We start from the raw sequence: 23,235 nt of genomic DNA, 5'->3' as shown, positions 1-23,235 counted from the left end.
TTCTGCAGGCCGTCCCGTAATCCGACTTCGTTGATGACGATTCGTTCGGCCATTGATCAACCTATCGCCTCCTCGCGGCGGAGCCTTTCGATCTCGGCTTTGTCCAGACCCAGAAATTCCGTGAGGATCCGGTCGGTATCTTCGCCAATAAGGGGCGGCGGCGAAAACGCCTCTTCCCCAGTCTCGGACAGCTTGATCGGATTGCCCGGCATCCGCACCGAGCCGCCTTTCGGGTGGTCGACGGACACCACCATGTTGCGGGCCACAACCTGCGGATCGGAAAGCGCATGTGCGAAATCGTTCACCGGCGCGCAAGGAATGCGGCGCTCGCGCAGGCGTTCCAGCCAATATTCGCAGGTATTGGTCTCAAGCTTCGCCTGCACCGCTGCATTGATCAGCGCCTTGTGCGCGAGCCGTCCGGGCTGGTGGCGGAAGTCCTCGCGGTACAGCTCGGGGACATCCAGCAATTCGACGAGGGCCTGCCAGAAATTGTCGGTGATGATGGCAATGATCAGAAAGCGTGTCTTGGTCCGGAACGTGTCATACGGCACGTGCACGAAGTGCGAATTGCCAAGCGGCTCTGGGTTCTTCCCGGACAGGAAGTACATCGTCGCCATGTAGTTGAGCATGGAAATCTGCACGTCGAGCATCGACACGTCGACATGCTGGCCGCGTCCGGTGATGGTCCGCGCATGCAGTGCCGCAAGGACCCCGAGCGCACTGAACACGCCGCCTCCGAGGTCTCCGATCGGAATGCCCGCGCGCAGTGGCGATCCTCCTTCGGTGCCGGTGATGGACATGCCGCCGCCCATGCCCTGGGCGACCATGTCGAATGCCGGGCGGTCGGGGAAGGGACCGGTCTCGCCAAAGCCGGTGACCGAACAGGTGATGATGCGCGGATTGATCGCAGAGAGCGTCTCATGGTCGAGGCCAAGCCTCTTGGTGACACCGCGGCTGAAATTGTCGAAGACGACATCCGCCTTGCGCACCAATCCATGCATGATCTCACGGCCGGCGGCAGACTTGAGATCGATCGCCACGCTCGATTTGTTGCGATTGAGGGTCAGAAAATAGGCGCCCATGCCGTGAAGCGAATTTTCCGGATCATGCTCGAGCAGGCGGCGCGTTCCTTCTCCGGTCCTCGGCGGCTCGATCTTGATCGTCCGGGCGCCGAGATCAGCAAGGAGCATCGTCCCGTAGGGACCGGCCAGCATATGAGTGAGATCGAGGACGACGATATCGGAAAGAGCTTTCATTGCATGTCCCAGGGCGACGGAGGCACTCAGCTTATAAAGAAGCCTTCATCGAGCTTGGCCCAGGCCGCGCCATTCTTCAGGAAAAACGCCCGGTATTTTCTCTGACGTTCGGCCAAAACGGATTTGTATACAAAGGAAAGCATACACCGCCAGATGAGGCAAGAAAATCTCGTTATTGTATACATTTAAAACTCTGCGGACAGGTCTTTGCTGAAGGCGCTGTCGAGAAGCCAGCCGACATCGGCCGCGCTGGTCAACCAAGTTGCAAGCCAGTGCTTCCGCAATAGCACCAAGGCGCTTTCTCGCACTCTGGTTGATCGACATATTTATTAGGTGGTGCTCTGGGCGCCCGGAGCGCAAAGAAGCGCGCTCCGGGGAGAGTTACGAAAAGTCCCGCGAGTGCAGCGACCTAACGGTCAGATGGCCCGCCGTTGCAGCGCTTCCCGCGGCGGGCCTTCAGGCTGCTCATTACGATTTGACAGCGGGACGGTTCGCGTAAAATATTGAGCGCGCTCAGATTTGGGCGAGGTTAGCCGAAAGTCCATATCATCGCGGTTGAAATTCTAAGCGTTTCCACCCATCACAAGCCGCTCGGACAGGACGCGGCGAAACACGAAGCGGACATCGATGCTGGCCAAAGCACGTGCGCGAAAAGCGGGAGAGGGTGGCGAGACGATCGGTCAGCGCGAGAGGAACAAGCGCGACAAGCTGATGCGCATCAAATCTGCGGCGCGCGAACTGTTTGTGTCCAAGGGATACGACGACACCACGACGCGGGAGATTGCGTTGAGGGCCGGCGTCGGCATGGGCACCGTATTTACTTACGCCGACAACAAGCGCGATCTGTTGTTTCTGATCGCGAACGAGGACCTTGCCGAAGCGGAGCGGCGAGCGAAGGGTGATTTGTCCCCAGACGCATCGATGTTGCAGAACCTGACGACGATATTCCGCGATCACTACGAATATTTCGCGCAGCAGCCGGAACTGTCCAAGCTCATGCTGCGTGAAATGCTGTTTTATGACTCAGGCGAACAGGCAAACCGGTTCAAGGTGACGCGCGAGCACTTCCTCGCATTGATCGTCGAAAGCGTCGGTTTCGCCGTGAAGCGTGGCGAAATCGCTCCGCACGAGGATCCTCGTTTCATCGGCTGGGTCGTCTTCTGTCTGTATCAGGTCGAGATCCGCAGGTGGCTTGCGGAGGGGAATCTCGATGCGTCCGCGGGGATCGCGAGCCTTGAGCGCGCGATCCGGTTGCTGATTTCGGGCCTGTCGCCGGGGCAAGCGCCGAAAGGCAGAGCTGATGCAAGGCCAGCTCGCGGCAAAGCCCGTTGATCGAAGGAATGGTGACGGGACGGTGTGGCGGGGCAGCCGGCCCAAAGCAGCCGGTTTCGCGTCCGGCGCCAAGGCGATCGGCTCCGACAACTGAGAGATCAAAGCAGGGCGCCTTCGCCGTCAGCGAGGCGCCCTGACGAATGCCGCGCCGCCGTAATCGTCGTCGCAGCGAATAAGTGTCAGGATTTCGCCGGGCGCATCAGCTCGCTCTTGGCAAAAATCTCCACAAGCCAATCGACGAGAATGCGCAGTTTCGCGCTGAGATGCCGGTTCGGCGGATACACGACATGAAGCGGCATGGCTTCGCCGGCCCACTTCGTAAGGACCGGTTTCAGGCGACCGTCAGCCAGATGTTGCTGAACCATGAACAGCGGCGACTGGATGACGCCGAGCCCCGCAACACCCGCCGTGACATAGGCATTGCCGTCATTGAAGGCTGCGATGTAGCGGCCCGTGACCTCCACGGTCTCGCCATTTGATGCGAAGGTCATTGGCCATCGCTGCCCGTTCTGCGGACTGAAATATCCGACCAGGAAGTGGTCCTTCTCCAGATCCGACGGCGTTTGCGGTTCGCCATGGCGCTTCAGATAGGACGGCGCTGCGCAGGTGATGAACTGCAATTCGGCGATCCGCCGCGCGATCAGCGACTGGTCCGAAATCACGCCGCCGCGCACGACGCAATCGACATTCTCGGCGATCAGATTGACCGGCCGATCGGTCACGCCGATGTCGACCTGAATGTCGGGATAGCGCGCATGGAAGTCCGGCAGCGCCGGAATAATGATGTGCAATGCGAGCGGAGCGCTGACATCGATCCGGAGGCGACCTTTCGGCGTCGCCTGCGACGTCGTCATGCTGCCGTCGAGTTCGTCGAGATCGGCGAGGAGCTGCACCACGCGTTCGTAATAGGCCGCGCCGTCCGCGGTGACAGTCACGCGACGGGTCGTGCGGTTCAGGAGGCCGGTTCGCAGGTGCGCCTCCAGCATCTGGATCAGCTTGGTCACCGTCGCCTTCGGCATGCCGAGCGACGCCGCGGCGCTGGTGAAGGTGCCGGCTTCTACCACGCGAGCAAAGGCCCGCATCGCCGCCAGCTGGTCGTAGCGGGGTAGGGCGGCAACCTGCGGAGGAGAGTTGCTGGCCATTGTTCACGTACAGAAACAGTGAAGCCATCAAATAGCTATTTAACATCGGAAGGGGTACTCTAATTTCTGTTGCATCGCAATAACCACGCGGCCTTGGCCGCAATGACGATGCAGTCAACGATGTCCGGCACAGATGCAAAGGTGATCTCGAGTGAGCACACCGTCCCGATCGGGGAGGGTGAGGCGGTTCGGGTCCGCGTCTATCGGTCGGCCTACGCCGCGCCGACGGCGCCAGCGGTGCTGCATCTGCATGGCGGATCGTTTGTTTACGGCAATCTCGATTCCGGCCGGGCTGCGGCGACTTTGCTGGCCGACGCAGGGGCGATCGTCACATCGGCCGACTATCCGCTGGCGCCGGAGCATCGTTTTCCCAAGGCGCTCGATACCACCTTTGACATTCTCTCCGCTCTCGCGCGTGGCAAGATTTCGTGGAGCGCCAAAAAGGCGCCGCTTTATGTCGCGGGCGAGGAAGCTGGCGGCAATCTCGCGGCGGCGCTTGCGCTGATGGCGCGCGACCAGAGAGCGCCGTCGCTTGCCGGGCAGATCCTGCTTTCACCGATGCTCGATCCGTGCCTTGCGACCTGTTCGGTGCGCGAGGCGAAGGCGGGTCCCGCCGGCTGCCAATGGGCCGACGGCTGGCATCACTATCTCGGCTCCGCCGCACGCGCGGTGCATCCTTATGCTTCGCCGGTCGGCTCGTCGCGGCTCGCAGGTCTTGCGCCGGCGCTGCTGGTCAGCGCCGAAGACGACTTATTGCGCGACGAAACATCGACTTATGCGCGCAAGCTTCGGGATTCGGGTGTCCCCGTTGTCGAGCATCTTCTAAAGGCGCCGACCGGCTGGCCCTGTGCGCTCTATCGCAATGCCGATCCGGACGCCCTCTGGCGCGGCGAGCTTCGCGATCTGTTCTCCGCTTTCTTCACAGCGACCGGCCGGGCGCTGTCCTCGCATCATCAATCGGTACGGACCTAAAGGTTCTCTGGAGTTGACCATGAATCGATCCATGTTCCGCCGCAGGTTTCTTCTCGGAGGTGTTGCCGCGCTTGCGGTTCTCGCAGCGAGCGGCACCGCCATCACTTTTTCCGACAACGCATCGGGCGAGCAGGCCGCGGCGAAGCCCGCAACGGCCCTGCCAGTGTCGGTTTCGGTTGTGGAGCAGCGCGACATTGCGCTGTGGCATGAATTTTCCGGAAGGCTCGAAGCCATCGAGCGCGTCGAGGTTCGCTCGCGCGTTGCCGGCGCCGTCAAGTCGATCCATTTCCGCGAAGGCGCGCTGGTAAAGGAGAACGATCTCCTCATCACCATCGACCCCGAGCCCTATGCGGCGGAAGTCGCGCGTGCGGAGGCGCAAGTCGCCGCTGCCCAGGCGCGCGTTCTCCTGACCAAAAACGAAATGGAGCGCGGGCGGCAGCTTTCGGGAACGCAGATCATATCGCAGCGCGATCTCGACCAGCGCATGAACGCGTATCGCGAAGCCGAGGCTAATCAGCGTGCCGCCGAAGCGGCGTTGCAATCGGCCAAGCTCAACCTCGAATATACGCAGGTCCGTGCGCCGGTTTCGGGCCGCGTCGGCAAGCTCGAGATCACGGTCGGCAATCTGGTGGCGGCCGGCCCGAACTCGCCGATGCTGACGACGCTGGTTTCGGTGAACCCGATCTATGCAAGCTTCAATGCCGACGAGGAAGTAATCGCCCGCGCGATCGAATCGCTCGGCGAAGATGGCCGCGGCAACAGCGAGATCGAACGCATCCCGGTCGAGATGTCCACCGTGACCAGCAACGGCACCACCTTCAAAGGCCGCCTGCAGCTCATCGACAATCAGGTCGATGCGAGGACCGGCACCGTGCGCGTGCGAGCGGTGTTCGACAATCCGGACGGAAAGCTCATTCCCGGCCAGTTCGCGCGGTTGCGCATGGGACAGGCCCGGACCGAACCGGCGCTTGCCGTGTCCGAGCGCGCCATCGGCACCGATCAGGACAAGAAATACGTCCTGGTGGTCGATGGCGATAACAAGGCGGCGTATCGCGAAGTCGCGCTCGGGCCAGCGATTGACGGTCTGCGGGTCGTGACCAGCGGTCTGAAATCCGGCGAGCGCATCGTCGTCAACGGATTGCAGCGCGTACGGCCGGGTGCGGTGGTCGAGCCGCAGATGGTGTCGATGGAGCAGCGCTCCGCGTCCAGAAACTGATCCAAATTTCAATCCCGCAGCGCCGGGCGGCGCGGGGAAGGGCGACATGAACATTTCCCGTTTTTTCATCGACCGGCCGATCTTCGCCGGCGTGCTCTCCATTCTCATCTTCCTCGCCGGACTGCTGGCGATGCGGGTGATGCCGATCTCGGAATATCCCGAAGTCGCACCGCCTTCGGTGGTCGTGCGCGCGCAATATCCGGGCGCCAATCCGAAGGTGATCGCCGAGACCGTCGCGACTCCGATCGAGGAACAGATCAACGGCGTCGAGGGCATGCTTTACATGAGCAGCCAGGCGACGACCGACGGCACGATGACGCTGACCGTCACCTTCAAGCTCGGCACCGATCCCGACAAGGCGACCCAGCTCGTGCAGAACCGTGTCAATCAGGCCGAGCCGCGTCTGCCGGAGGAAGTGCGGCGCCTCGGCGTCACCACGGTGAAGTCGTCGCCCGATCTGACGATGGTGGTTCATCTGCTGTCGCCGAACGATCGCTACGACATGACTTATCTGCGCAACTACGCGATCCTCAATGTCAAGGACCGGCTGGCGCGCATCGACGGCGTCGGTCAGGTGCTGCTGTGGGGCGCGGGCGATTATTCGATGCGCGTCTGGCTCGATCCCCAGAAGGTCGCCGAGCGCGGTCTGTCGGCGGGCGATGTGGTCCGCGAGATCCGTGCACAGAATGTGCAGGCCGCGGCCGGCGTGGTCGGCGCTTCGCCAGGCATGCCGGGCCTCGACCTGCAACTGTCGATCAACGCACAGGGGCGCCTTCAGACCGAGGAGGAATTCGGCGAGATCGTCGTCAAGAGCGGCGCCAATGGCGAGGTCGTGCGCCTGAAGGACATCGCGCGGATCGAACTCGGTGCGTCCGAATATGCCTTGCGGGCGCTTCTCGACAACAAGCAGGCGGTCGCCATTGGCATTTTCCAGGCGCCCGGTTCGAACGCCATCGCGATCTCCGACAATATCCGCAAGGCCATGGCCGAGATAAAGGCCAATATGCCGGAAGGCGTCGATTACTCGATCGTCTATGACCCGACGCAATTCGTGCGCGCCTCGATCGAGGCGGTGGTGCATACGCTGCTCGAAGCCGTCGCGCTGGTCGTGCTGGTGGTGATCCTGTTCCTGCAGACTTGGCGCGCGTCGATCATCCCGCTGCTGGCGGTGCCGGTCTCGATCGTCGGCACCTTCGCGGTGATGTATGCCTTTGGCTTCTCGATCAATGCGCTGTCGCTGTTTGGCCTCGTGCTTGCGATCGGCATCGTGGTCGACGACGCGATCGTCGTCGTTGAGAATGTCGAACGCAATATCGAGGAGGGGCTGTCGCCACGCGAGGCGACGTACCGGGCGATGTCCGAAGTGTCGGGTCCGATTGTTGCGATCGCGCTCGTCCTGTGCGCGGTGTTCGTGCCGCTCGCCTTCATCAGCGGTCTGACCGGCCAGTTCTACAAGCAATTCGCGCTGACCATTGCGATTTCGACGGTGATTTCGGCGATCAATTCGCTGACTTTGTCGCCGGCTTTGTCAGCGCTGCTGCTGAAGGGGCATGATGAACCGAAGGACCGGCTGACGCGGATCATGGAGTTTGCCTTCGGCTGGCTGTTCCGCGGCTTCAACGCCGTCTTCCGCCGCGGGTCCGAGGGCTATTCCCGGAATGTCGGACGCATCCTGTCCCGCAAGGCGATCCTGATGGGCGTCTATGTCGTCCTGATCGGCCTCACCGTCCTCGTCTTCCGCGCGGTGCCCGGAGGCTTCGTGCCGGGACAGGACAAGCAATATCTCGTCGGCTTTGCGCAATTGCCGGACGGCGCCACGCTCGACCGCACCGAAGAGGTGATCCGCCGCATGAGCGACATCGCGCTCAAGACGCCGGGCGTCGAGCACGCCATCGCCTTTCCGGGACTGTCGATCAATGGCTTCACCAATTCATCCAATGCCGGCATCGTGTTTGCGGGACTTGAGCCGTTCGAAAAGCGCAAGTCGAAGGCGCTGAGCGGCGCCGCGATCGCGGCCAGCCTCAACCGGCAATATGGCGCGATCCAGGAAGCCTTTATCGCGATGTTTCCGCCGCCCCCGGTGGCGGGGCTCGGCACCATTGGCGGCTTCAAGCTGCAGATCGAGGATCGCGCCGGCATGGGTTACGAGGCGCTCGACCAGGCCACCAAGGCCTTCCTCGCTCAGGCGCAGAAGACCCCGCAGCTTTCCGGCGTGTTCTCCGGCTATCAGGTGAATGTGCCGCAGCTCTACGCCGACATCGATCGCGTCAAGGCGCGGCAACTCGGCGTCGCCGTGACCGATATTTTCGAGACGATGCAGATCTATCTCGGCTCGCTCTACGCGAACGACTTCAACCGGTTTGGCCGCACCTATTCGGTGCGGGTGCAGGCCGATGCGCAGTTCCGGGCGCGGGCCGACGATATCGGCCAGCTCAAGGTGCGCTCCGCATCCGGCGAGATGGTGCCGCTCTCGGCGCTGCTGCGGGTGAAGTCGAGTGCGGGGCCGGAACGCGCCATGCGTTACAACGGCTTCCTCACCGCGGATGTGAACGGCACCGCCGCGCCCGGTTTCTCGACCGGTGAAGCGCAAGCCGCCGTCAAGAAGATCGCGGCCGAGACTTTGCCAAAGGGCTTCGACTTCGAGTGGACGGAGCTGACCTATCAGGAAATCCTCGCCGGCAATTCGGCGATGTGGGTGTTCCCGCTCGCCGTGTTCCTGGTCTTCCTGGTGCTGGCCGCCCTCTACGAGTCGCTGGCGTTGCCGTTGTCGATCATCATGATCGTGCCGATGGGCCTGCTTGCGGCGATGACGGGCGTCTGGCTGTCGGGCGGAGACAACAACATCTTCACCCAGATCGGTCTGATCGTGCTGGTCGGATTGTCGGCGAAGAACTCGATCCTGATCGTGGAATTCGCAAGAGAGCTGGAATTTGCCGGGCGCAATCCGGTCCAGGCCGCGATCGAGGCAGCGCGGTTGCGTCTGCGGCCGATCCTGATGACGTCGCTCGCCTTCGTGATGGGGGTGCTTCCCCTCGTCCTGTCGACCGGCGCCGGCGCGGAGATGCGGCAGGCGATGGGCGTTGCGGTGTTCGCCGGGATGATCGGCGTGACGGCCTTCGGGCTGATCTTGACGCCGGTGTTCTACGTGCTGCTCCGTGCGGCCTCCGGCAACCGGCCGCTGCGCCAGCACGGCAAGCACAGCGAAAGCGTGCCGGCCTTCGCACAACACGACGGCGCGGTCCCGCGCGCACCGCAACCTGCGGAGTGATGGCTTGCGCGCTGCCTCAGGCGGCGCGCAGGATCGGTTCGACCAGCGCCGCCATGTCCAGAAGACGGTGATCCGCCATCCGCTCGCCCATCAGCATGAAGCCAACCGGCGCTTCGCCGCTTTTGTGACAAGGCAGCGAGATCGCGCAGCGATCCAGCATATTGGCGATTGTCGGATTGCGGAGCATCAGGAGATTGATGCGCCCGTAATCCTCATCCTGCGCTAGTTCGCTGAGTGTCGGCGCGATCCTCGGCACGGTCGGCATGACGATGGCGTCAAACGGCCGTGTGGTGATGTCGGCTTTTGCAATGAGCTCGCGTCTTGCGTGCTCGGTCGCCCGATAATCGTCGTCGGTTTGCGTTTTTCCGCGGAGAATGCGGACGCGGACCCGAGGATCGTATGCGTCTGGCCGTTCATCGAGCCATGCGCGGTGGTAAAGATAGGCTTCGCGGGCGGTCAGTCCGCCCTTGGCGTTGATCACCGGAATATCCAGCAATTCCGGCATGTTGAGTGTCACGATCTTCACCCCCGCCGCGGAGAGCCGCTGCAAAGCGCGGTCAAAGGCTGCGGATGTCGGCCCATCTATGTCGTCAAAGACATAAGACGAGGGAACAGCGAAAGTCAGTGACGGCAGATTGCATTTGGATGTGGCCGCCGGCTCTCCGCTGATGACTTCGTCAACGGCCGCGCAGCATGCAACCGATTGTCCGATGCTGCCGATTGAATCGAGCGACGTCGACAGCGGCATTAATCCTTCGGAGGGCATGCGCGCTGCGGTCGGCTTGAAGCCGACCAGTCCGCACAAGGCGGCAGGGATGCGGCACGATCCGCCGGTGTCGGTGCCGAGCGCGACCGTTGCCATGCCGTCGCTGACGGAAACCGCTCCCCCCGATGTTGAGCCGCCGGGAATCCGTCCGGTTGCGCGGTCGTAAGGATTGAGCGGCGTGCCGTAATGCGGATTGATACCGAGGCCGGAAAAAGCGAACTCGGTCATGTTGGTGCGGCCGACGGGGATGAAGCCCGCGGCCTTCAGGCGCCTCACCACTTCGGCATCGCGCTCCGCGGGCGTGGCATTCTTCAGCAGCATCGAGCCCGACGTCGTCACGTCGCCTGCGACATCGAACAGATCCTTGATGCTGACCGTCACACCGGCATAGGGCGGCAGCGTTTCGCCCCGCTGCGCCGCCCGGTCATAGGCCGCGGCGTCTGCCACGGCCGTCTCGTAGACCTTGAGGAAGGTCCGGCTGCCTTCCCCTGACGGGTCCGCGATGCGGTGAAGCTGCTCTCGGACGGAGGCTTCACGGCTCTTGCCGCGCCGGAATGAGGAGAGCGCGCCGCGAATGGTGTCGATCCCGTCTCCGTCCACTTCAGGGGTCTTCATCGCCTCTTTCACTCCCGCTTCCCGTTCTCGGGACGCCCATCTCGGTGCCCCGGGGGGAGCATTTGTCGCTCAAAGCTCGGCAATATTCCACTGAAATTTCACTAAAATTGCAGCCTTCAACCATTTTCAATTGCTTTCGTGTGCCTGCTGCCCTAGAGATATTTCAGTAATATTTCAGAGGGGCCATGCCCGAGCTCGACCTCCTGGATGCGCAAGCGCGTCGCGAATCCGTACCGCTCACCAAGCTGGTGGTTGCAGGCTGGACCGGGCGCGACCCGGCGGCCGTCGCGCATCACATCGAAGAACTGAAAGCGATCGGCGTCACCCCGCCCTCGCGCACGCCGATCTTCTATCTGGCCAGCCTGTCGCGGGTGACCTGCGCCGGGGCCATCGAGGTGCTGAGCGCCGATACCAGCGGGGAGGCCGAGTTCGTCCTGCTGCAGCACAAGGGCGCGCTGTGGGTCGGGATCGGCTCCGATCATACGGACCGCAAGCTCGAGACCTATGGCGTCGCGGCATCGAAGCAGATCTGCGACAAGCCGATTGGCACTGAGTTCTGGCGCTACGACGCCGTCGCGCCGCATTGGGATCAGTTGAAGCTGCGCGCCTATGCGACCATCGGCGGCAAGCGCGAGCTTTACCAGGACGGATCGGTGGCGCAGATGCTGGCGCCTTCGTCCTTGTTGTCTCTTTATAATGAGGGCGGCGCGCTGCGCGATGGAACCTTGATGTTCTGCGGCACGCTGGCCGCGATCGGCGGCATTCGCCCGGCCGAGCGGTTCGAGTGCGAACTGATCGATCCGGTTTTGCAGCGCACGATCCGCTGCGGCTACGACATTAATGTGCTGCCGGTTGTGAGCTGACGATGGGCGCCATTAAGCAAAAGCGCAACGTCAAGCCGGTCCAGCAATCGCCGCTGACTCCGGCGCCCCTGACGATCGCGCCGTCGGTCCCTCCGTCGCTGCGCGATGTCGCCTATGACGCGATCAAGCATCGCATCATCACCTGCGTGTTCAAGCCGGGCGAGTATATCAACGAGGCTTACGTATCGAGCACCATCGGGATCGGCCGCACGCCGGTCCATCAGGCGATCGACCGGCTGACGCAGGACGGCCTGCTTGAAGTCATCCCGCGCAAGGGAGTGATCGTCAAGCCGGTCAGCCTCGACGAGGTCGCGCAGATCATCGATGCGCGCCGCATCAACGAGCCGTATTGCGCGAGGCTCGCGGCCGAACGCGCCAACCATATCGAGATATCGGTCCTCGGCGACATCCTCAATCGCGCCGACGCCTGGACCGAGGTGCGCAATATCGAGCAGATGATGCTGCTGGACCGCGAATTCCATATCGCGCTGGCGCGTGCTGCGAAGAATGCGGTGATGTCGGGGATCTTGCAGAATCTGCACGACCGATCGCTGCGCTTCTGGTTCATTTCGCTCACCGCCCATGAACATCACCGGGAAGTCCAGAAGGAGCATCGCGCGATTTTCGACGCGATCAGGACCCGTGACCCGGACGCCGCCTCGCAGGCGATGATCAATCACATCGATTCCTTCCGTCGCAACGTCACGCGTTACCTTGAGCGGGGAACCACATGACCAAGCCGCATCTGGAATTCTTCAAGCTGGACCTCGCCGAAGGCTGGGCTTCGCCTCCCGGTTATCCCGCCGGCATCCAGCAGAAGATCCTCACCAGCGATCTCGACGAAACCAACAAGACCGGCAGCCGCACGCGGTTCCTGCGCTTTGCGCCCGGCGAATATACGACCGCTCCCTTTGTCCACGATCATTGGGAAGAAGTCTACCTCGTGTCGGGCGACCTGATCGTCGGCAACGACGCGAACGGCAACGGCGGAGAACAATTCACCGCCCCGACCTATGCCTGCCGTCCGCCAGGCGCTGTCCATGGCCCGTTCAAGTCGGAAACCGGCTGCCTGCTCTACGAAGTGCATTTCTATGAGAAGAGCGTCTCCGACAAGGCGTAGCGCGCGCGCATCTCGCGCGCGTATTGGCGATCGCATCCTTAAGTCAACGAATTCATGCCAAGTGGAGTTTTGAAAATGAGAACTCGCCGTCGTTTCGTAGCTCAAGCCGCCGCGTTGTCCGCTATCGCTGCGATTGCGGCGAGCCTGCCGGCTCCGGTTCAGGCGCAGGACTGGCCGCAGCGGCCGGTCACTATTGTCGTGCCGTTCGCCGCGGGTGGTAACACCGACGGCATTGCGCGCATCACCGCGCGGCGACTGAGCGATGCTTTCGGCAAGGAATTCGTCGTCGAGAACCGACCCGGTGCGGGCGGTGCGATCGCTGCGGAAGTGGTGTCGAAGGCGGCGCCCGACGGGCACACGCTCCTCATTGCGGCGCTGCCGGTGATGGCGATCGTGCCGGCCGTCAACAAGGTCCGCTACGATCCGATCAAGAACTTCGCGCCGATCAGCAACATCGCGACCAACCCCTTCGTGCTGGTCGTCAACAAGGACATTCCGGTCAAAACCCTCAAGGAATTCGTCGATTATGTCGGCGCGCGGAAAGGGCAGCTGAGCTATGGCTCGGCCGGCATCGGCAGCCTCAACCATCTGTCGATGGCGCTGTTTCTCAAGAAGGCCGGGCTCGAGATGACGCATGTTCCCTACAAGGGCAATGCGCCGGCTCTTTCGGACGTGGTGGCGGGCCACATCCCGGCGATGTTCTCGAATTTCTCGGACGCGTTGCCGCAGGCGAAAGCCGGCAATGTACGAATGCTCGCGCTCTCGTCGGACAAGCGCAATCCGCTCGCCCCCGATGTCCCGACCGTCAAGGAATCCGGCTATCCGGACTACACCGTCCTGACCTGGAACGGCCTGATGGCGCCGGCCGGCACGCCCGCGCCAGTCGTCGAGAAAATCGCGGCCGTCGTCGCGGCGGCGGTCAAGGACAAGGCCTTCGCCGAGCGGTTGTCCGAATTCGGCGTCGATCCGCTGGGCAATACACCCGCCGAATACAAGGCCATGCTCGAAAAGGACGTCGCGACCTGGGCCGAGGCTGTCGCCCTCGCCGGCGTCAAGCAATAAAGAGGAGGCCGACATGACCATGGCTCCCGTGCTTGTGGCCGGCGGTGGTCCGGTCGGTGTCATCACCGCGCTTGCGCTGGCGCAACGCGATATCCCGGTCCGCGTTTTCGAAGCAGCGGACGTGGTCAACGATGCGCCGCGGGCCTCGACGCTGCATCCCGCAACGCTCGAAATGCTGGCGAGCGTCGGCCTCCTCGACGAGGTCATCGCTCGCGGACTTGTCGCCCGCACCTTTCAGTTCTGGGATCGGCCGACGCGCAGTGTCGTTGCCGAATTCGACCACGACATCCTGAAGAACGACACCACGTGTCCGTTCGTGGTCCAGTGCGAGCAGCACAAGATCGCCAATATGGCGATCGAGCGGCTGCGCGCGTTCAAGCATGCCGAATTCAATTTCGGAACGCCCGTGACCGCGATCACGCCGGCCGACGACCACGTTGAGATCACGGTGACGGCGAACGGCAAGGCACAGAAGATTTCAGGTAGCTACCTCGTCGGCGCGGATGGTGGGCGTTCGACGGTCCGCAAAGCGCTCGATATTCCGTTCGAGGGCTATACCTGGCCCGAACGCTTCCTCGTGCTCACCACGCTGTTCGATTTCGCTTCCGAGCACGGCGTTGCATATCGCGCCTATTTCTCCGACCCCGATGAGTGGACCAACCTGTTCAAGGTCGCGGGCGACGACGGCAATGGGCGCTGGCGCGCGGTGTTTCCGACGCTTCCGGGGCAGACCGACGAGGAAGTCCTGAACGAGGCCGCGACCGAAGCGCGGCTGCAGAAATTCTTCCCGAAGAAGGGTACCTACGAGATCGTCCATCGCAACATCTACAAGGTTCACCAGCGCGTCGCCGCGCGCTTCCGGCACGGCCGCGTGTTCCTCGCCGGCGACTCCGCGCATGTGAATAATCCGATCGGCGGGCTCGGCCTGAATGGCGGCATCCACGACGCCATGCATCTGTCGGGATCGCTGTCGTCCGTTCTGCATGGCGAACGCCCGGCGAGCGATCTCGATACCTACGATGCCGTCCGGCGTCCGATGAACATCGAATATGTCCAGCAGCAGACGATCGCGAACAAGAAGCGTCTTGAGGAAAAGGATCCGGCGTCCCGGCAGGCCAATTTCGACCAGCTCAGGCGCACTGCCGCCGATCCCGTCGCGCATCGCGCCTTCCTGATGCGCACCTCGCTTCTGGAAAGCGTCCGCAAGCAAAAGGCAGCGGCATGACGTCTCCGTCCCGGCGCTTTCGGATCGCCGTCCCCGACCTGATCTCGAACTCGTACTTTCCCGCGATTGCGGCAACCGAGCTCGGCAAGTTTCGCGATCAGGGCCTCGACGCGGACGTGCAGTTGATCTTCCCGGTGAGCAAGGCCTACGAGGCCTTGCGCGCGGGCGAGGTCGATTGCGTTGCGGGGTCGGCGCATTCGGCGCTGGCAGCCTTTCCGGAATGGCGCGGCGTGAAGCTGCTCTGTGCGCAAGGGCAGGGCATGTACTGGTTTCTGGTGATGCGCTCGGACATCAATCCCGCACGCGGCGATGTGAGCGTTGTCCGCGGGCGCAAGATCGGCGCTGCGCCTTGGGTCGATCTTGGGCTGAAGCAGCTTCTCGTGGCCGCGGGCCTCGACGAAGCACGCGACGACATCACGATTGCGCCGGTTCCGAATACCGGCAGCCCCAGCGTGAATTTCGGCCTGACCGCGGCGAAGGCGCTGGAAGAGCGCCTGATCGACGGCTTCTGGGCGAACGGCATGGGCACCGAGGTCGCGGTGCGGAGCGGCGCCGGGACGGTGGTGCTCGATATCCGCCGCGGCGACGGCCCAAAGGAATGCTTCAACTACACGATGGCTTCGCTCGCGGTCACCGATGAATTTCTGCAGAAGCATCCGGACGATGCGCGCAGAGCCGTCACCGCGATGAAGGAAACGCATGCGGCGCTCAAGAAGGATGTGTCGCTCGCAGCCCAGGTCGGGCGCAAGGTCTTTCCTGAACGCGAGGCGGCGCTGATCGCCGGGCTGATCGAGCGCGATCTTCCCTTTTACACGACCGACATCACGCCGGACTTCGTCGCCGCCATGAATGAATTCGCGCGCCGCCGCGGCATCCTGAAGGGCGACCCGGATTATTCGCAGGTCGTAGCGTCCGTGGTTTGAACCTGGCGTTCGCTATCGGCTGAAGGCCAGCGTCGGCAACCAAAGGACCAGGGCAGGGAATGCGACCAGCAGCGCGATCTTGAACAGGTCGGCGACGACGAAGGGCATGACGCCCCGGAAGATCGTGCTCATGCGCTCGTCAGGCACCAGCGCCTTCATGACGAACAGGTTCATGCCGAAGGGCGGCGTCAGCACGCCGAGTTCCACCAGCACGACCATCATGATGCCCCACCAGATCGGATCGTAGCCGAGGCTCTGGACGATGGCCGATGCGATGCCGGCGGTGACGATCATGATCGCAAACGAATCCATGATCGTGCCGAGAACGATGAATACGCCGATCAGCAGGCCGAGGACCGACAGGTTCGACAGGCCAAGGCCGGTGAGAGCGTTCAGGAGCGTCTGCGGCAGCCCCGAGGTGCCGAAGAAGAACGAAATCACCATCGCGCCGATGATGACGAAATACAGCATCGACGTGGAGCGCGTCGCTTCGCCGATCACTTCGCCGAGGCTCGCGCGGTTCAGCTTGCCCCGGTAGAGACAGATGATGAAGGCGAGGGTGGCGCCAACCGCCGCCGCCTCGGTCGCGGTGAAGTAGCCCGTATAGATGCCGCCGATCACGATGCCGAACAGGAGGAACACGCTCTTGCAGGCATACAGCGCATGCAGGAATTCCTTGCCGTTGAAGGGCGAGCGCCCCGGCGCGATCTTCGGATTGATCGCCACCCAGATCATGATCGCGGCGACATAGAGCACGATGGTGATGGCTGCAGGGATCAGCACGGCGATGTAGAGCCGGCCGATCGATTGCTCGACCAGGATGGCGTAGAGCACGATGGCGGTGGACGGCGGCACGAGCTGCCCGAGCGTGCCGCCGGCGGCGATGCTGCCGGTGGACAGCTGCATTGCGTATCCGCGCTGGCGCATTTCCGGGATCGCGACACTGCCGATGGTCGCGACGGTGGCGAGCGACGATCCGGTCAGCGCGCCGAAGCCGGCGCAGCCGCCGACGCTGGCGAGCGCAAGGCCGCCGCGGAACGGCGCGAAGGTCGCATGCGCGAGCCGGTAGATGTCCGAGGACAGACCGGCGACGCCGGCTAGCGCGCCCATGATCATGAACAGCGGCAGCACCGCGAGATCCTCACTCGTGATGAGGCCAACGGTCTCCGAGCCGAGGATGGTCATGGCCGTCGGATAGCCCATCAGGACGCCGGTGCCGATCAGCGCGGAGATGACCAGCGCGGCGGCGATCGGAACGAACAACAGGATCAGCACCCAAAGCACGAAAAAGATCGAGACCGAGAACGCGGTGCTGGCGCTGGACAACGTCGATTGGAACGCTGTCGTGCCGTAATAGGCGGCGGCGGCGAGGGCGACGGCGCCTGCGCACATCGTAACGAAGATCGCGTAGATCCGCTTGTCCGTGGCGGGCACGCGCGCCTTATCTTTTGCAAGGGCTGCGTCTTTTGCAGGGACTGCGTCTTTTGCAAGGGCTGCGCCGTCGGACGTCTTTGCGAGTTGCTCGGCGATCATCGACATGACGACAACCGCCTGGATCGGAACGCACAGCGCGAAGAAACACGAGATTGCGAGCAGGAACGGCCAAAGCTGCCATTGCAGCACGATCGTGATCTTGCCGATCGCCATCGCCTCGAAGCTATAGGCGAAGACCTGCCAGCTGGTGATGCACAGGATGAGCAGAAACAGCGTGTGGCCGAAGATGCGCAGCCATTCGGCCGTGCGCTCGCTGACCACCAGCTTGACGAAATCGATCTCGAGGCTCGCGCGCTGCGCGAGCCCGCTGAGCAGGACGGCCGAAATCGCCACGGCGAAGATGGTGCCGAGAAACTCATTCGAGCCGGCAATCGGAGAATTAAAGAACGAACGCAACACCACGACGTCCAGCGTGGTGAGAACGCCGATGATCAGCATTCCCACCACGCCGGCGAATGCGGCGATGCGGCTTACGGTATTGGTCGCGGCCTCAATGCGGGCCAGCACACTGTCCTGCATTGGACGACGGCCTTTGCTTGTTTATTTTCCGGCCTTCGCCTTTTCGAACTCGACTTTGAACTGGTCGAGCACCTGCTTGCCGTTCGGGGTGTCCTTGATCCACTGCGCCTGCGCGGCCTCCAGCGCCTTGTTCCAGCGCGTCTTCTCCTCCGCGCTGATCTGCACGACATTGTACTTGTCGTTGCCCTTGACGATTCCGTCGCGCAGGTTGTGCGACAGTTTCTCGAGACCGTCGCCGATCTCGCGCGACATGCCGGCGCCGATATGCTTTTCGAGGATCTTCTTGCCCTTCTCGGACAGCTTTTCATAAGCCCGCGGATTCATCACGATGAACCCCGACGGCGAGCCGAGAGAGACGCCGGTGACATAATCGTTGGTCACTTCGGTGAGGCGGAACGCGCCCATCATGATCCAGTTGGCGATCGCGGAATCGACAACGCCGCGGCTCAGCGCCTGGTAGACCTCGGTCGCCGACAGCGAAATCGGCGAGCCGCCGAGCGAGGTCGCGATGTCGCCCGACAGCTTGTCCGCCGAACGGATCTTCTGACCCTTGATGTCGTCGAGCTTGGCGACCTTGGACTTCGATGCGAGGCCCTGAACCGGCAAGGCGACGAGGCCAAGCACCTTCACCCCCTTGTATTCGTCGGCGAGAAGTCCGCTCTCGTAAAGCTTCCACAGCGCCGATGAGGCCGCGCCTGCCTGCATGTCCTCGACGAGGGCCGGCAGTGTGATCACCGAGGTCTTGGGGAAGGGCAGGCCGACGGTGCCGTGCAGCGCCCAGCCTATATCGACCACGCCGTTGAGCGTGCGTTCCCAGACATTGCGGCTGTTCGCGAGTTCGAGGCCATAGACCTGGATGCGGAATTCGCCCTTGGCCTCCTCGTTCACCTTGTCGGCCCAGGGTTTGAAGACGCGCTGCGCGGTGGCGTTCTCGAGGGGGACGGTCGTTGCGAATTTCAGGACCGTTTCGGCCTTTGCCGTGGTTGCGACCACCGGCAAGGCGAGCGCCATTGCGAGAAGCGATGCACGAAGACCGGCAACTGGCCGCGCGACGCGGCCATGAAAGTTCAGGTTGATCGACATGGTTTTCCTCCACTTTGGATCGTGTTTTGATTTGCGGCATTTGAGCATATCGGCCCTTGCCTGTCTTGCTCGCGTCAGGCCGCATCGTGTCGTGTTGTAGTGCTGCGAAATCTCCGGTTGCTCCTAGTGTTGCATCTGTCCTTGCCACCCGAGGCGTTGCGAGATGCGGCGCGCCGTGGCGCATAGATCGTCGAGGATCGGGTTCGGGACCTTGACGAGGCTCGGCTGGTTACCGACCAGCGACATCGCCGCGCGCAAGTCGCCTTGCGGATCGAAGATGGGCGCCGCGATCGCGCGGATACCGTGAAACACCTGACCGTCGATCAATGCAAATCCGTCGCGCCGCACATCCGCAGCCACGGCCGCGATCGCTTCCGCCGAGGGCTTTTGCGCCTCGCGCTTGGCGAGTTCGGACTTGAGGATCGGGTTCACCTGCGTTTGCGGATGATGGGCGAGGAACAGACGGCCCGCGGCGGAATCGTAGAGCGGCAGCACGGCGCCGAGCCGCAAGTCCGACAAGAGCGGCGCCTCGCTGTTGTAAATCCGGACGATCGTGACGCCGTAATCGCCCCAGACCGACAGGTGGCCGTCGACATTCACGCGGCTCACGAGCTGCCGGAATTCGTCGTCGGCGATCTGGATGAAGTCGGCGCGGTTCAGCGCCGCCATTCCGAGGCGCAGCGCGAATGTGCCGAGATCGTAATGGCCGCTCGTCGCGTCCTGCTGCACCAGCGAAACGCGAATGAAACTCGTCAGATACCGGTGCGCCATGCTGGGCGACATGCCCGACATCTGCGCCAGCGTGCGCAGCGGCAACGGTTTGCGGGACGCGATCAAGGTCTCCAGGAGTTTGGCTCCCTGCTCGACGGATTGAATGCCCTTGCGCTGAGCGGCCATGCAATCGCCATTTGCTATTAGGCAAAGAATTTGTCAATGAGAAACGCGGCCGCGGACGCGGCCGGTCCGTTTCCAGCCCATCCCGCGCGCCTCAGATGCGCGGATGGCGTGTCCGGGGAGTGAAAAGCCACCGATGTCGCCAGCCAAATCCGCATCCGCGCAACGCCTGCGTCTTGCCGCCGATATCGGCGGGACATTCACCGACGTCGCAGCCTTCGATGAAACCTCACACCGCCTTTTGCTGGGCAAGAGCCTGTCGACGCCGCGCGCGATGGTGGAGGGGATCGAGGCAGGCGTAACCAAGGCGGGAACGGCGTTCTCGGAAGCAGCGCTGTTCCTGCATGGCTCGACCGTCGCCATCAACACGATGCTGGAGCGTACCGGCGCGAAGACGGCGCTCATCACCACGCGCGGCTTCCGCGACGTCTACGAGATCGGCCGCATCAACCGGCCGGACGCCTACAATCTGTTTTTCCAGAAGCATGTGCCGCTGGTGCCGCGCGCGCTGCGCTTCGAGGTCACCGAGCGGCTCTTCGCCGACGGCCGAGTCTACATACCGCTCGACGAAGCCGAACTGATGACGATCGCCGATACGCTCGAGCGCGAGGGCATCGAGGCGGTCGCGGTGCTGTTCCTGCATTGCTATCGCAATCCGGCCCATGAATTGCGCGCCAAGGAGCTGTTGCAGAAGCGGCTGCCGGGCGTGTTCGTATCGACCTCGCACGAATTGTCGCAGGAATATCGCGAATTCGAGCGCTGCTCGACGGTGGTGGCGAATGCGTTTGTCGGCCCGCGGGTGCAGCGCTATCTGACCGAGATCGGCGAGCGCATCACGTCTGAAGGCTTCCGCGGCACGTTTCTCGTCGTGCAATCGACCGGCGGCCTGTTCGAACTCGACAAGGCGCAACGCGAATGCATCCGTATCCTGGAATCCGGGCCGGCTTCGGGGGTAATCGGCACACAGGCTTTGTGCCATGCGCTCAACATGCCGAACGCGATCGCGTTCGATATGGGCGGCACCACGGCCAAGGCCGGCGTGATCCAGGACGGTCGCGCGCTGACCACCGGTCACGCGCTGATCGGCAGCTACGATCGCGCGCTGCCGATCCAGGTGCCGACCATCGACATTTTCGAGGTGGGGACCGGCGGCGGTTCGATCGCCCGCGTCGAGCATGGCGGAGCGCTGCATGTCGGTCCGCGCAGCGCCGGCGCGGAGCCGGGTCCGGCCTGTTACGGCCGCGGCGGCACGGAGCCGACCATCACCGATGCCAATCTCATTCTCGGACGGCTCGGTGCCGACCGTTTCCTCGGCGGTGAGATGCGGCTCGATGTCGAGGCCGCCGAGCGCGCGATGCGCGACAAGGTGGCGCAGCCGCTCGGCCTGACCGTCACCGAAGCCGCGAACGGCATCCTGCGGATCGCCGCGACCAAGATGTCCTATGCGGTCAAGGGCGTGACCACCGAACGCGGGCTCGATGCCGGCAGTTTCGCGCTGGTGGCCTATGGGGGCGCCGGCCCGCTGCATGCGACGGCGGTGGCGCGCGAGATCGGCATCCGCACCGTCATCATCCCGCGCGCGCCGGGACATTTCTCGGCCTTCGGCATGCTGTTCTCCGATCTCCGTTACGACTTCGTGCGGACCTGGTTCACGGCGCTGGACAAGCTCGATTTTGCGCAATTCGAGAGCGTGTATCGCGAGCTGGAGGGCGAGGGCCGCGAGGCAATTGCCGCGTCGGCGATCGCGCCAAAAGAGATCACCGTTCAGCGCGCACTCGACATGCGCTATGTCGGGCAGGAGCACACCGTGACGGTGGACATTCCGCAGGAGCATTTCGACGCGCAGGATCGCACGGCGATCAAGGCGCTGTTCGATGCGGTCCATGCCCAGCGCTATGGCACGTCGGCGCCCGGCGAACCGGCCGAGATCGCGAGCCTGCGCACCACCGTGACCGGCATCGTCGAGAAGCCCGGCATCGAACAGATCGAAAAGGGCGACGAGACGCCGCCGGCCGACGCGCATACCGGCACGCGCAAGGCGTATTTCCAGGACACCGGTTTCACCGAGACGCCGACCTTCGCGCGCGGCAAGCTCAAGGCGGGCAATCGCATTCAGGGCCCCGCTCTGATCGAGGAGCATGCCTCGACGACCGTGGTGCCGCCGGGTGACCGCGTCGAAGTCGACGTCATCGGTAATCTCGTGATCAGCATTTCCGGAGCGCAGTGATGAGCGGGCGCAGCAAGACTTCCAGCAAGACCCAGAACAAGCCGGGCAAGACGACGGCCGATCCGGTCCTCGTCGAGATCGTGCGCAACGGCGTGATGGCGGTGACCGAGGAGATGAAGGTCAACCTCATGCGCACCGCTTACAACATGATCATCTACGAGGCGCTGGACTTCACCGTCGGTATCTTCACCAAGACCGGCGACACCGTCTCGATCGGCCTCGGACTGCCGATGTTCATCCGCGGCATGTCGGAGACCGTGAAGGCGAAGATCCGGCATTTCGAGAAGGAGGGCTTCCAGCCGGGCGACATTCTGCTGACCAACGACGCCTACACTACCGGCAGCCATCTCAACCATTTCACCTTTACGATGCCGGTGTTTCACGAGGGCGAACTGGTCGGCTTTTCCTGCTGCATGGCGCACTGGCCCGACGTCGGCGGTACGCTCGGCGGCGTGACGACCGACATCTTCTCGGAAGGCCTGCAGATGCCGATCGTGAAATACGCGCGGGCCGGCGTGGTCAACCAGGAGATCCACGACATCATTCGCATGAATGTGCGGCTCCCGGAGCGCGCGATGGGCGATTTGCGTGCGCAAATCACCGCGATCAAGACCGGCGAGCGGCGCTTCGTCGAATTGCTCGACCGTTACGGTCAGAAGCCGGTGCTCGATTGCATCGAGGTGCTGATGGATCACGCCGAAGTGGCCGCGCGCGAACGTACGCTCGCCATTCCGGACGGGGTCTATGAGGCCGAAAGCTTCATGGACGACGACGCGGTCGACATCGCCAAACGCATTCCGATCCGCGTCAAGGTGATCGTGTCCGGCGACGAGATGACGGTCGATCTGACCGACGTCTCGAAACAGGTGAAGGGCTTCTACAATTCCGGTCCGACCACGGGCATTGCCTGTGCACAGGTGGCGTTCAAATGCGTGACGTCGCCGACCAATTACCCGGTCAATGACGGTTCGTTCCGCAATCTGAAGGTCATTCTGCCGCCCGGCAGCATCGTCAGCGCGGTGCGCCCCGCACCGATGCGGTGGTGGATGAGCTTCCCGATGACCGTGGTGGACACGATCTTCAAGGCCTTGTCGAAGGCGATTCCCGATCAGGTCATCGCCGGCCATCACGCCGATCTTTGCGTCGCGCTGATCGACGGCTTCTATCCCGACACCAACAAGCTCTACATCACGAGCTTCGGCCCGCTCGGCGGCGGCTGGGGCGCCAAGCGCGGCGAGGACGGCGTGTCGGCGACCGT

The 23,235-nt window shown here is 63.1% G+C and carries 18 protein-coding genes; 12 read left to right on the top strand and 6 right to left on the bottom strand.

The genetic code is table 11. The features are described from left to right. Window positions 1-56: 56 nt before the first annotated feature. Entirely contained in the window at window positions 57-1,256 is a 1,200-nt protein-coding gene (locus VN004_RS12280; protein WP_325610382.1) for a CaiB/BaiF CoA-transferase family protein, read from the bottom strand. Between the two features lie 627 nt (window positions 1,257-1,883). On the opposite strand from VN004_RS12280, the gene VN004_RS12275 reads away from it, so the two are divergent. Further along, complete coding sequence (locus VN004_RS12275) at window positions 1,884-2,588, top strand: TetR/AcrR family transcriptional regulator (protein ID WP_325610380.1); 705 nt, start codon at window positions 1,884-1,886, stop codon at window positions 2,586-2,588. A gap of 179 nt (window positions 2,589-2,767) precedes the next feature. Here VN004_RS12275 and VN004_RS12270 read toward each other — a convergent pair whose 3' ends face one another. Next, a complete protein-coding gene (locus tag VN004_RS12270; RefSeq protein ID WP_325610377.1) occupies window positions 2,768-3,730 on the bottom strand; it encodes a LysR family transcriptional regulator in 963 nt (320 codons plus the stop codon). A gap of 120 nt (window positions 3,731-3,850) precedes the next feature. Between VN004_RS12270 and VN004_RS12265 the strand changes: the two genes are divergently transcribed. Genes VN004_RS12265 through VN004_RS12255 form a run of 3 tightly spaced genes read left to right on the top strand, consistent with a single transcriptional unit; the run spans window position 3,851 to window position 9,186 of the window. Continuing rightward, window positions 3,851-4,702 (top strand): alpha/beta hydrolase, encoded by an 852-nt coding sequence (locus VN004_RS12265; RefSeq protein WP_325610375.1) that lies wholly within the window; start codon window positions 3,851-3,853, stop codon window positions 4,700-4,702. Between the two features lie 19 nt (window positions 4,703-4,721). Beyond that, window positions 4,722-5,918: an efflux RND transporter periplasmic adaptor subunit gene (locus VN004_RS12260; RefSeq protein ID WP_325610373.1), complete on the top strand. Its 1,197-nt coding sequence runs from the start codon at window positions 4,722-4,724 to the stop codon at window positions 5,916-5,918. Window positions 5,919-5,964: 46 nt separating this feature from the next. Beyond that, window positions 5,965-9,186, top strand: coding sequence for an efflux RND transporter permease subunit (locus VN004_RS12255; protein ID WP_325610369.1), 3,222 nt, complete (start codon window positions 5,965-5,967; stop codon window positions 9,184-9,186). Window positions 9,187-9,202: 16 nt separating this feature from the next. On the opposite strand, the gene VN004_RS12250 is transcribed toward VN004_RS12255, so the two are convergent. Next, window positions 9,203-10,579, bottom strand: coding sequence for an amidase (locus VN004_RS12250; RefSeq protein ID WP_325610365.1), 1,377 nt, complete (start codon window positions 10,577-10,579; stop codon window positions 9,203-9,205). Window positions 10,580-10,752: 173 nt separating this feature from the next. Between VN004_RS12250 and VN004_RS12245 the strand changes: the two genes are divergently transcribed. The 6 genes from VN004_RS12245 to VN004_RS12220 all read left to right on the top strand — a co-directional run bounded on the left by VN004_RS12245 (window position 10,753) and on the right by VN004_RS12220 (window position 15,760). After that, a complete protein-coding gene (locus VN004_RS12245) occupies window positions 10,753-11,430 on the top strand; it encodes a DUF2848 domain-containing protein (protein ID WP_325610362.1) in 678 nt (225 codons plus the stop codon). Between the two features lie 2 nt (window positions 11,431-11,432). Next, on the top strand, window positions 11,433-12,164 hold the full coding sequence (locus tag VN004_RS12240; protein WP_325610360.1) for a GntR family transcriptional regulator: 732 nt from the start codon (window positions 11,433-11,435) through the stop codon (window positions 12,162-12,164). After that, window positions 12,161-12,550 (top strand): cupin domain-containing protein, encoded by a 390-nt coding sequence (locus VN004_RS12235; protein WP_325610358.1) that lies wholly within the window; start codon window positions 12,161-12,163, stop codon window positions 12,548-12,550. The genes VN004_RS12240 and VN004_RS12235 overlap by 4 nt, the downstream gene beginning before the upstream one ends. Window positions 12,551-12,625: 75 nt before the next feature. Beyond that, on the top strand, window positions 12,626-13,612 hold the full coding sequence (locus tag VN004_RS12230) for a tripartite tricarboxylate transporter substrate binding protein (protein ID WP_325610356.1): 987 nt from the start codon (window positions 12,626-12,628) through the stop codon (window positions 13,610-13,612). Window positions 13,613-13,625: 13 nt separating this feature from the next. Continuing rightward, window positions 13,626-14,837, top strand: coding sequence for an FAD-dependent oxidoreductase (locus VN004_RS12225; RefSeq protein ID WP_325610354.1), 1,212 nt, complete (start codon window positions 13,626-13,628; stop codon window positions 14,835-14,837). Next, window positions 14,834-15,760 (top strand): ABC transporter substrate-binding protein, encoded by a 927-nt coding sequence (locus tag VN004_RS12220; protein ID WP_325610353.1) that lies wholly within the window; start codon window positions 14,834-14,836, stop codon window positions 15,758-15,760. Before VN004_RS12225 ends, VN004_RS12220 begins: the two co-directional genes overlap by 4 nt. Window positions 15,761-15,772: 12 nt before the next feature. Here VN004_RS12220 and VN004_RS12215 read toward each other — a convergent pair whose 3' ends face one another. The 3 genes from VN004_RS12215 to VN004_RS12205 form a co-directional block, all read right to left on the bottom strand. After that, a complete protein-coding gene (locus tag VN004_RS12215) occupies window positions 15,773-17,773 on the bottom strand; it encodes a TRAP transporter large permease subunit (RefSeq protein ID WP_325610351.1) in 2,001 nt (666 codons plus the stop codon). Between the two features lie 21 nt (window positions 17,774-17,794). Further along, window positions 17,795-18,856, bottom strand: a complete 1,062-nt coding sequence (locus VN004_RS12210) for a TRAP transporter substrate-binding protein (RefSeq protein ID WP_325610350.1) — start codon at window positions 18,854-18,856, stop codon at window positions 17,795-17,797. Window positions 18,857-18,979: 123 nt separating this feature from the next. Then, a complete protein-coding gene (locus VN004_RS12205) occupies window positions 18,980-19,753 on the bottom strand; it encodes an IclR family transcriptional regulator (protein WP_325610349.1) in 774 nt (257 codons plus the stop codon). Between the two features lie 133 nt (window positions 19,754-19,886). On the opposite strand from VN004_RS12205, the gene VN004_RS12200 reads away from it, so the two are divergent. After that, complete coding sequence (locus tag VN004_RS12200) at window positions 19,887-21,977, top strand: hydantoinase/oxoprolinase family protein (protein ID WP_325610347.1); 2,091 nt, start codon at window positions 19,887-19,889, stop codon at window positions 21,975-21,977. After that, window positions 21,977-23,235, top strand: a 1,259-nt coding sequence (locus tag VN004_RS12195; protein ID WP_325610345.1) for a hydantoinase B/oxoprolinase family protein, incomplete at its 3' end; no start/stop codon positions are given. The genes VN004_RS12200 and VN004_RS12195, both read left to right, overlap by 1 nt.

The organism is Pseudorhodoplanes sp. (genome assembly GCF_035565855.1).
Lineage (GTDB): Bacteria > Pseudomonadota > Alphaproteobacteria > Rhizobiales > Xanthobacteraceae > Pseudorhodoplanes.
Note: the sequence above shows the minus strand (reverse complement) of the source record. Positions and strands in the feature narration are given on the sequence as shown.

Excerpts from the sequence above, each read along its gene's own strand:
- VN004_RS12210 (WP_325610350.1), bottom strand. The coding sequence starts at position 18,856 with ATGTCGATCAACCTGAACTTTCATGGCCGCGTCGCGCGGCCAGTTGCC.
- VN004_RS12265 (WP_325610375.1), top strand. The coding sequence starts at position 3,851 with ATGTCCGGCACAGATGCAAAGGTGATCTCGAGTGAGCACACCGTCCCG.
- VN004_RS12245 (WP_325610362.1), top strand. The coding sequence starts at position 10,753 with ATGCCCGAGCTCGACCTCCTGGATGCGCAAGCGCGTCGCGAATCCGTA.
- VN004_RS12225 (WP_325610354.1), top strand. The coding sequence starts at position 13,626 with ATGACCATGGCTCCCGTGCTTGTGGCCGGCGGTGGTCCGGTCGGTGTC.
- VN004_RS12270 (WP_325610377.1), bottom strand. The coding sequence starts at position 3,730 with ATGGCCAGCAACTCTCCTCCGCAGGTTGCCGCCCTACCCCGCTACGAC.
- VN004_RS12280 (WP_325610382.1), bottom strand. The coding sequence starts at position 1,256 with ATGAAAGCTCTTTCCGATATCGTCGTCCTCGATCTCACTCATATGCTG.
- VN004_RS12215 (WP_325610351.1), bottom strand. The coding sequence starts at position 17,773 with ATGCAGGACAGTGTGCTGGCCCGCATTGAGGCCGCGACCAATACCGTA.
- VN004_RS12275 (WP_325610380.1), top strand. The coding sequence starts at position 1,884 with ATGCTGGCCAAAGCACGTGCGCGAAAAGCGGGAGAGGGTGGCGAGACG.
- VN004_RS12260 (WP_325610373.1), top strand. The coding sequence starts at position 4,722 with ATGAATCGATCCATGTTCCGCCGCAGGTTTCTTCTCGGAGGTGTTGCC.
- VN004_RS12240 (WP_325610360.1), top strand. The coding sequence starts at position 11,433 with ATGGGCGCCATTAAGCAAAAGCGCAACGTCAAGCCGGTCCAGCAATCG.
- VN004_RS12200 (WP_325610347.1), top strand. The coding sequence starts at position 19,887 with ATGTCGCCAGCCAAATCCGCATCCGCGCAACGCCTGCGTCTTGCCGCC.
- VN004_RS12230 (WP_325610356.1), top strand. The coding sequence starts at position 12,626 with ATGAGAACTCGCCGTCGTTTCGTAGCTCAAGCCGCCGCGTTGTCCGCT.
- VN004_RS12205 (WP_325610349.1), bottom strand. The coding sequence starts at position 19,753 with ATGGCCGCTCAGCGCAAGGGCATTCAATCCGTCGAGCAGGGAGCCAAA.
- VN004_RS12220 (WP_325610353.1), top strand. The coding sequence starts at position 14,834 with ATGACGTCTCCGTCCCGGCGCTTTCGGATCGCCGTCCCCGACCTGATC.
- VN004_RS12235 (WP_325610358.1), top strand. The coding sequence starts at position 12,161 with ATGACCAAGCCGCATCTGGAATTCTTCAAGCTGGACCTCGCCGAAGGC.
- VN004_RS12255 (WP_325610369.1), top strand. The coding sequence starts at position 5,965 with ATGAACATTTCCCGTTTTTTCATCGACCGGCCGATCTTCGCCGGCGTG.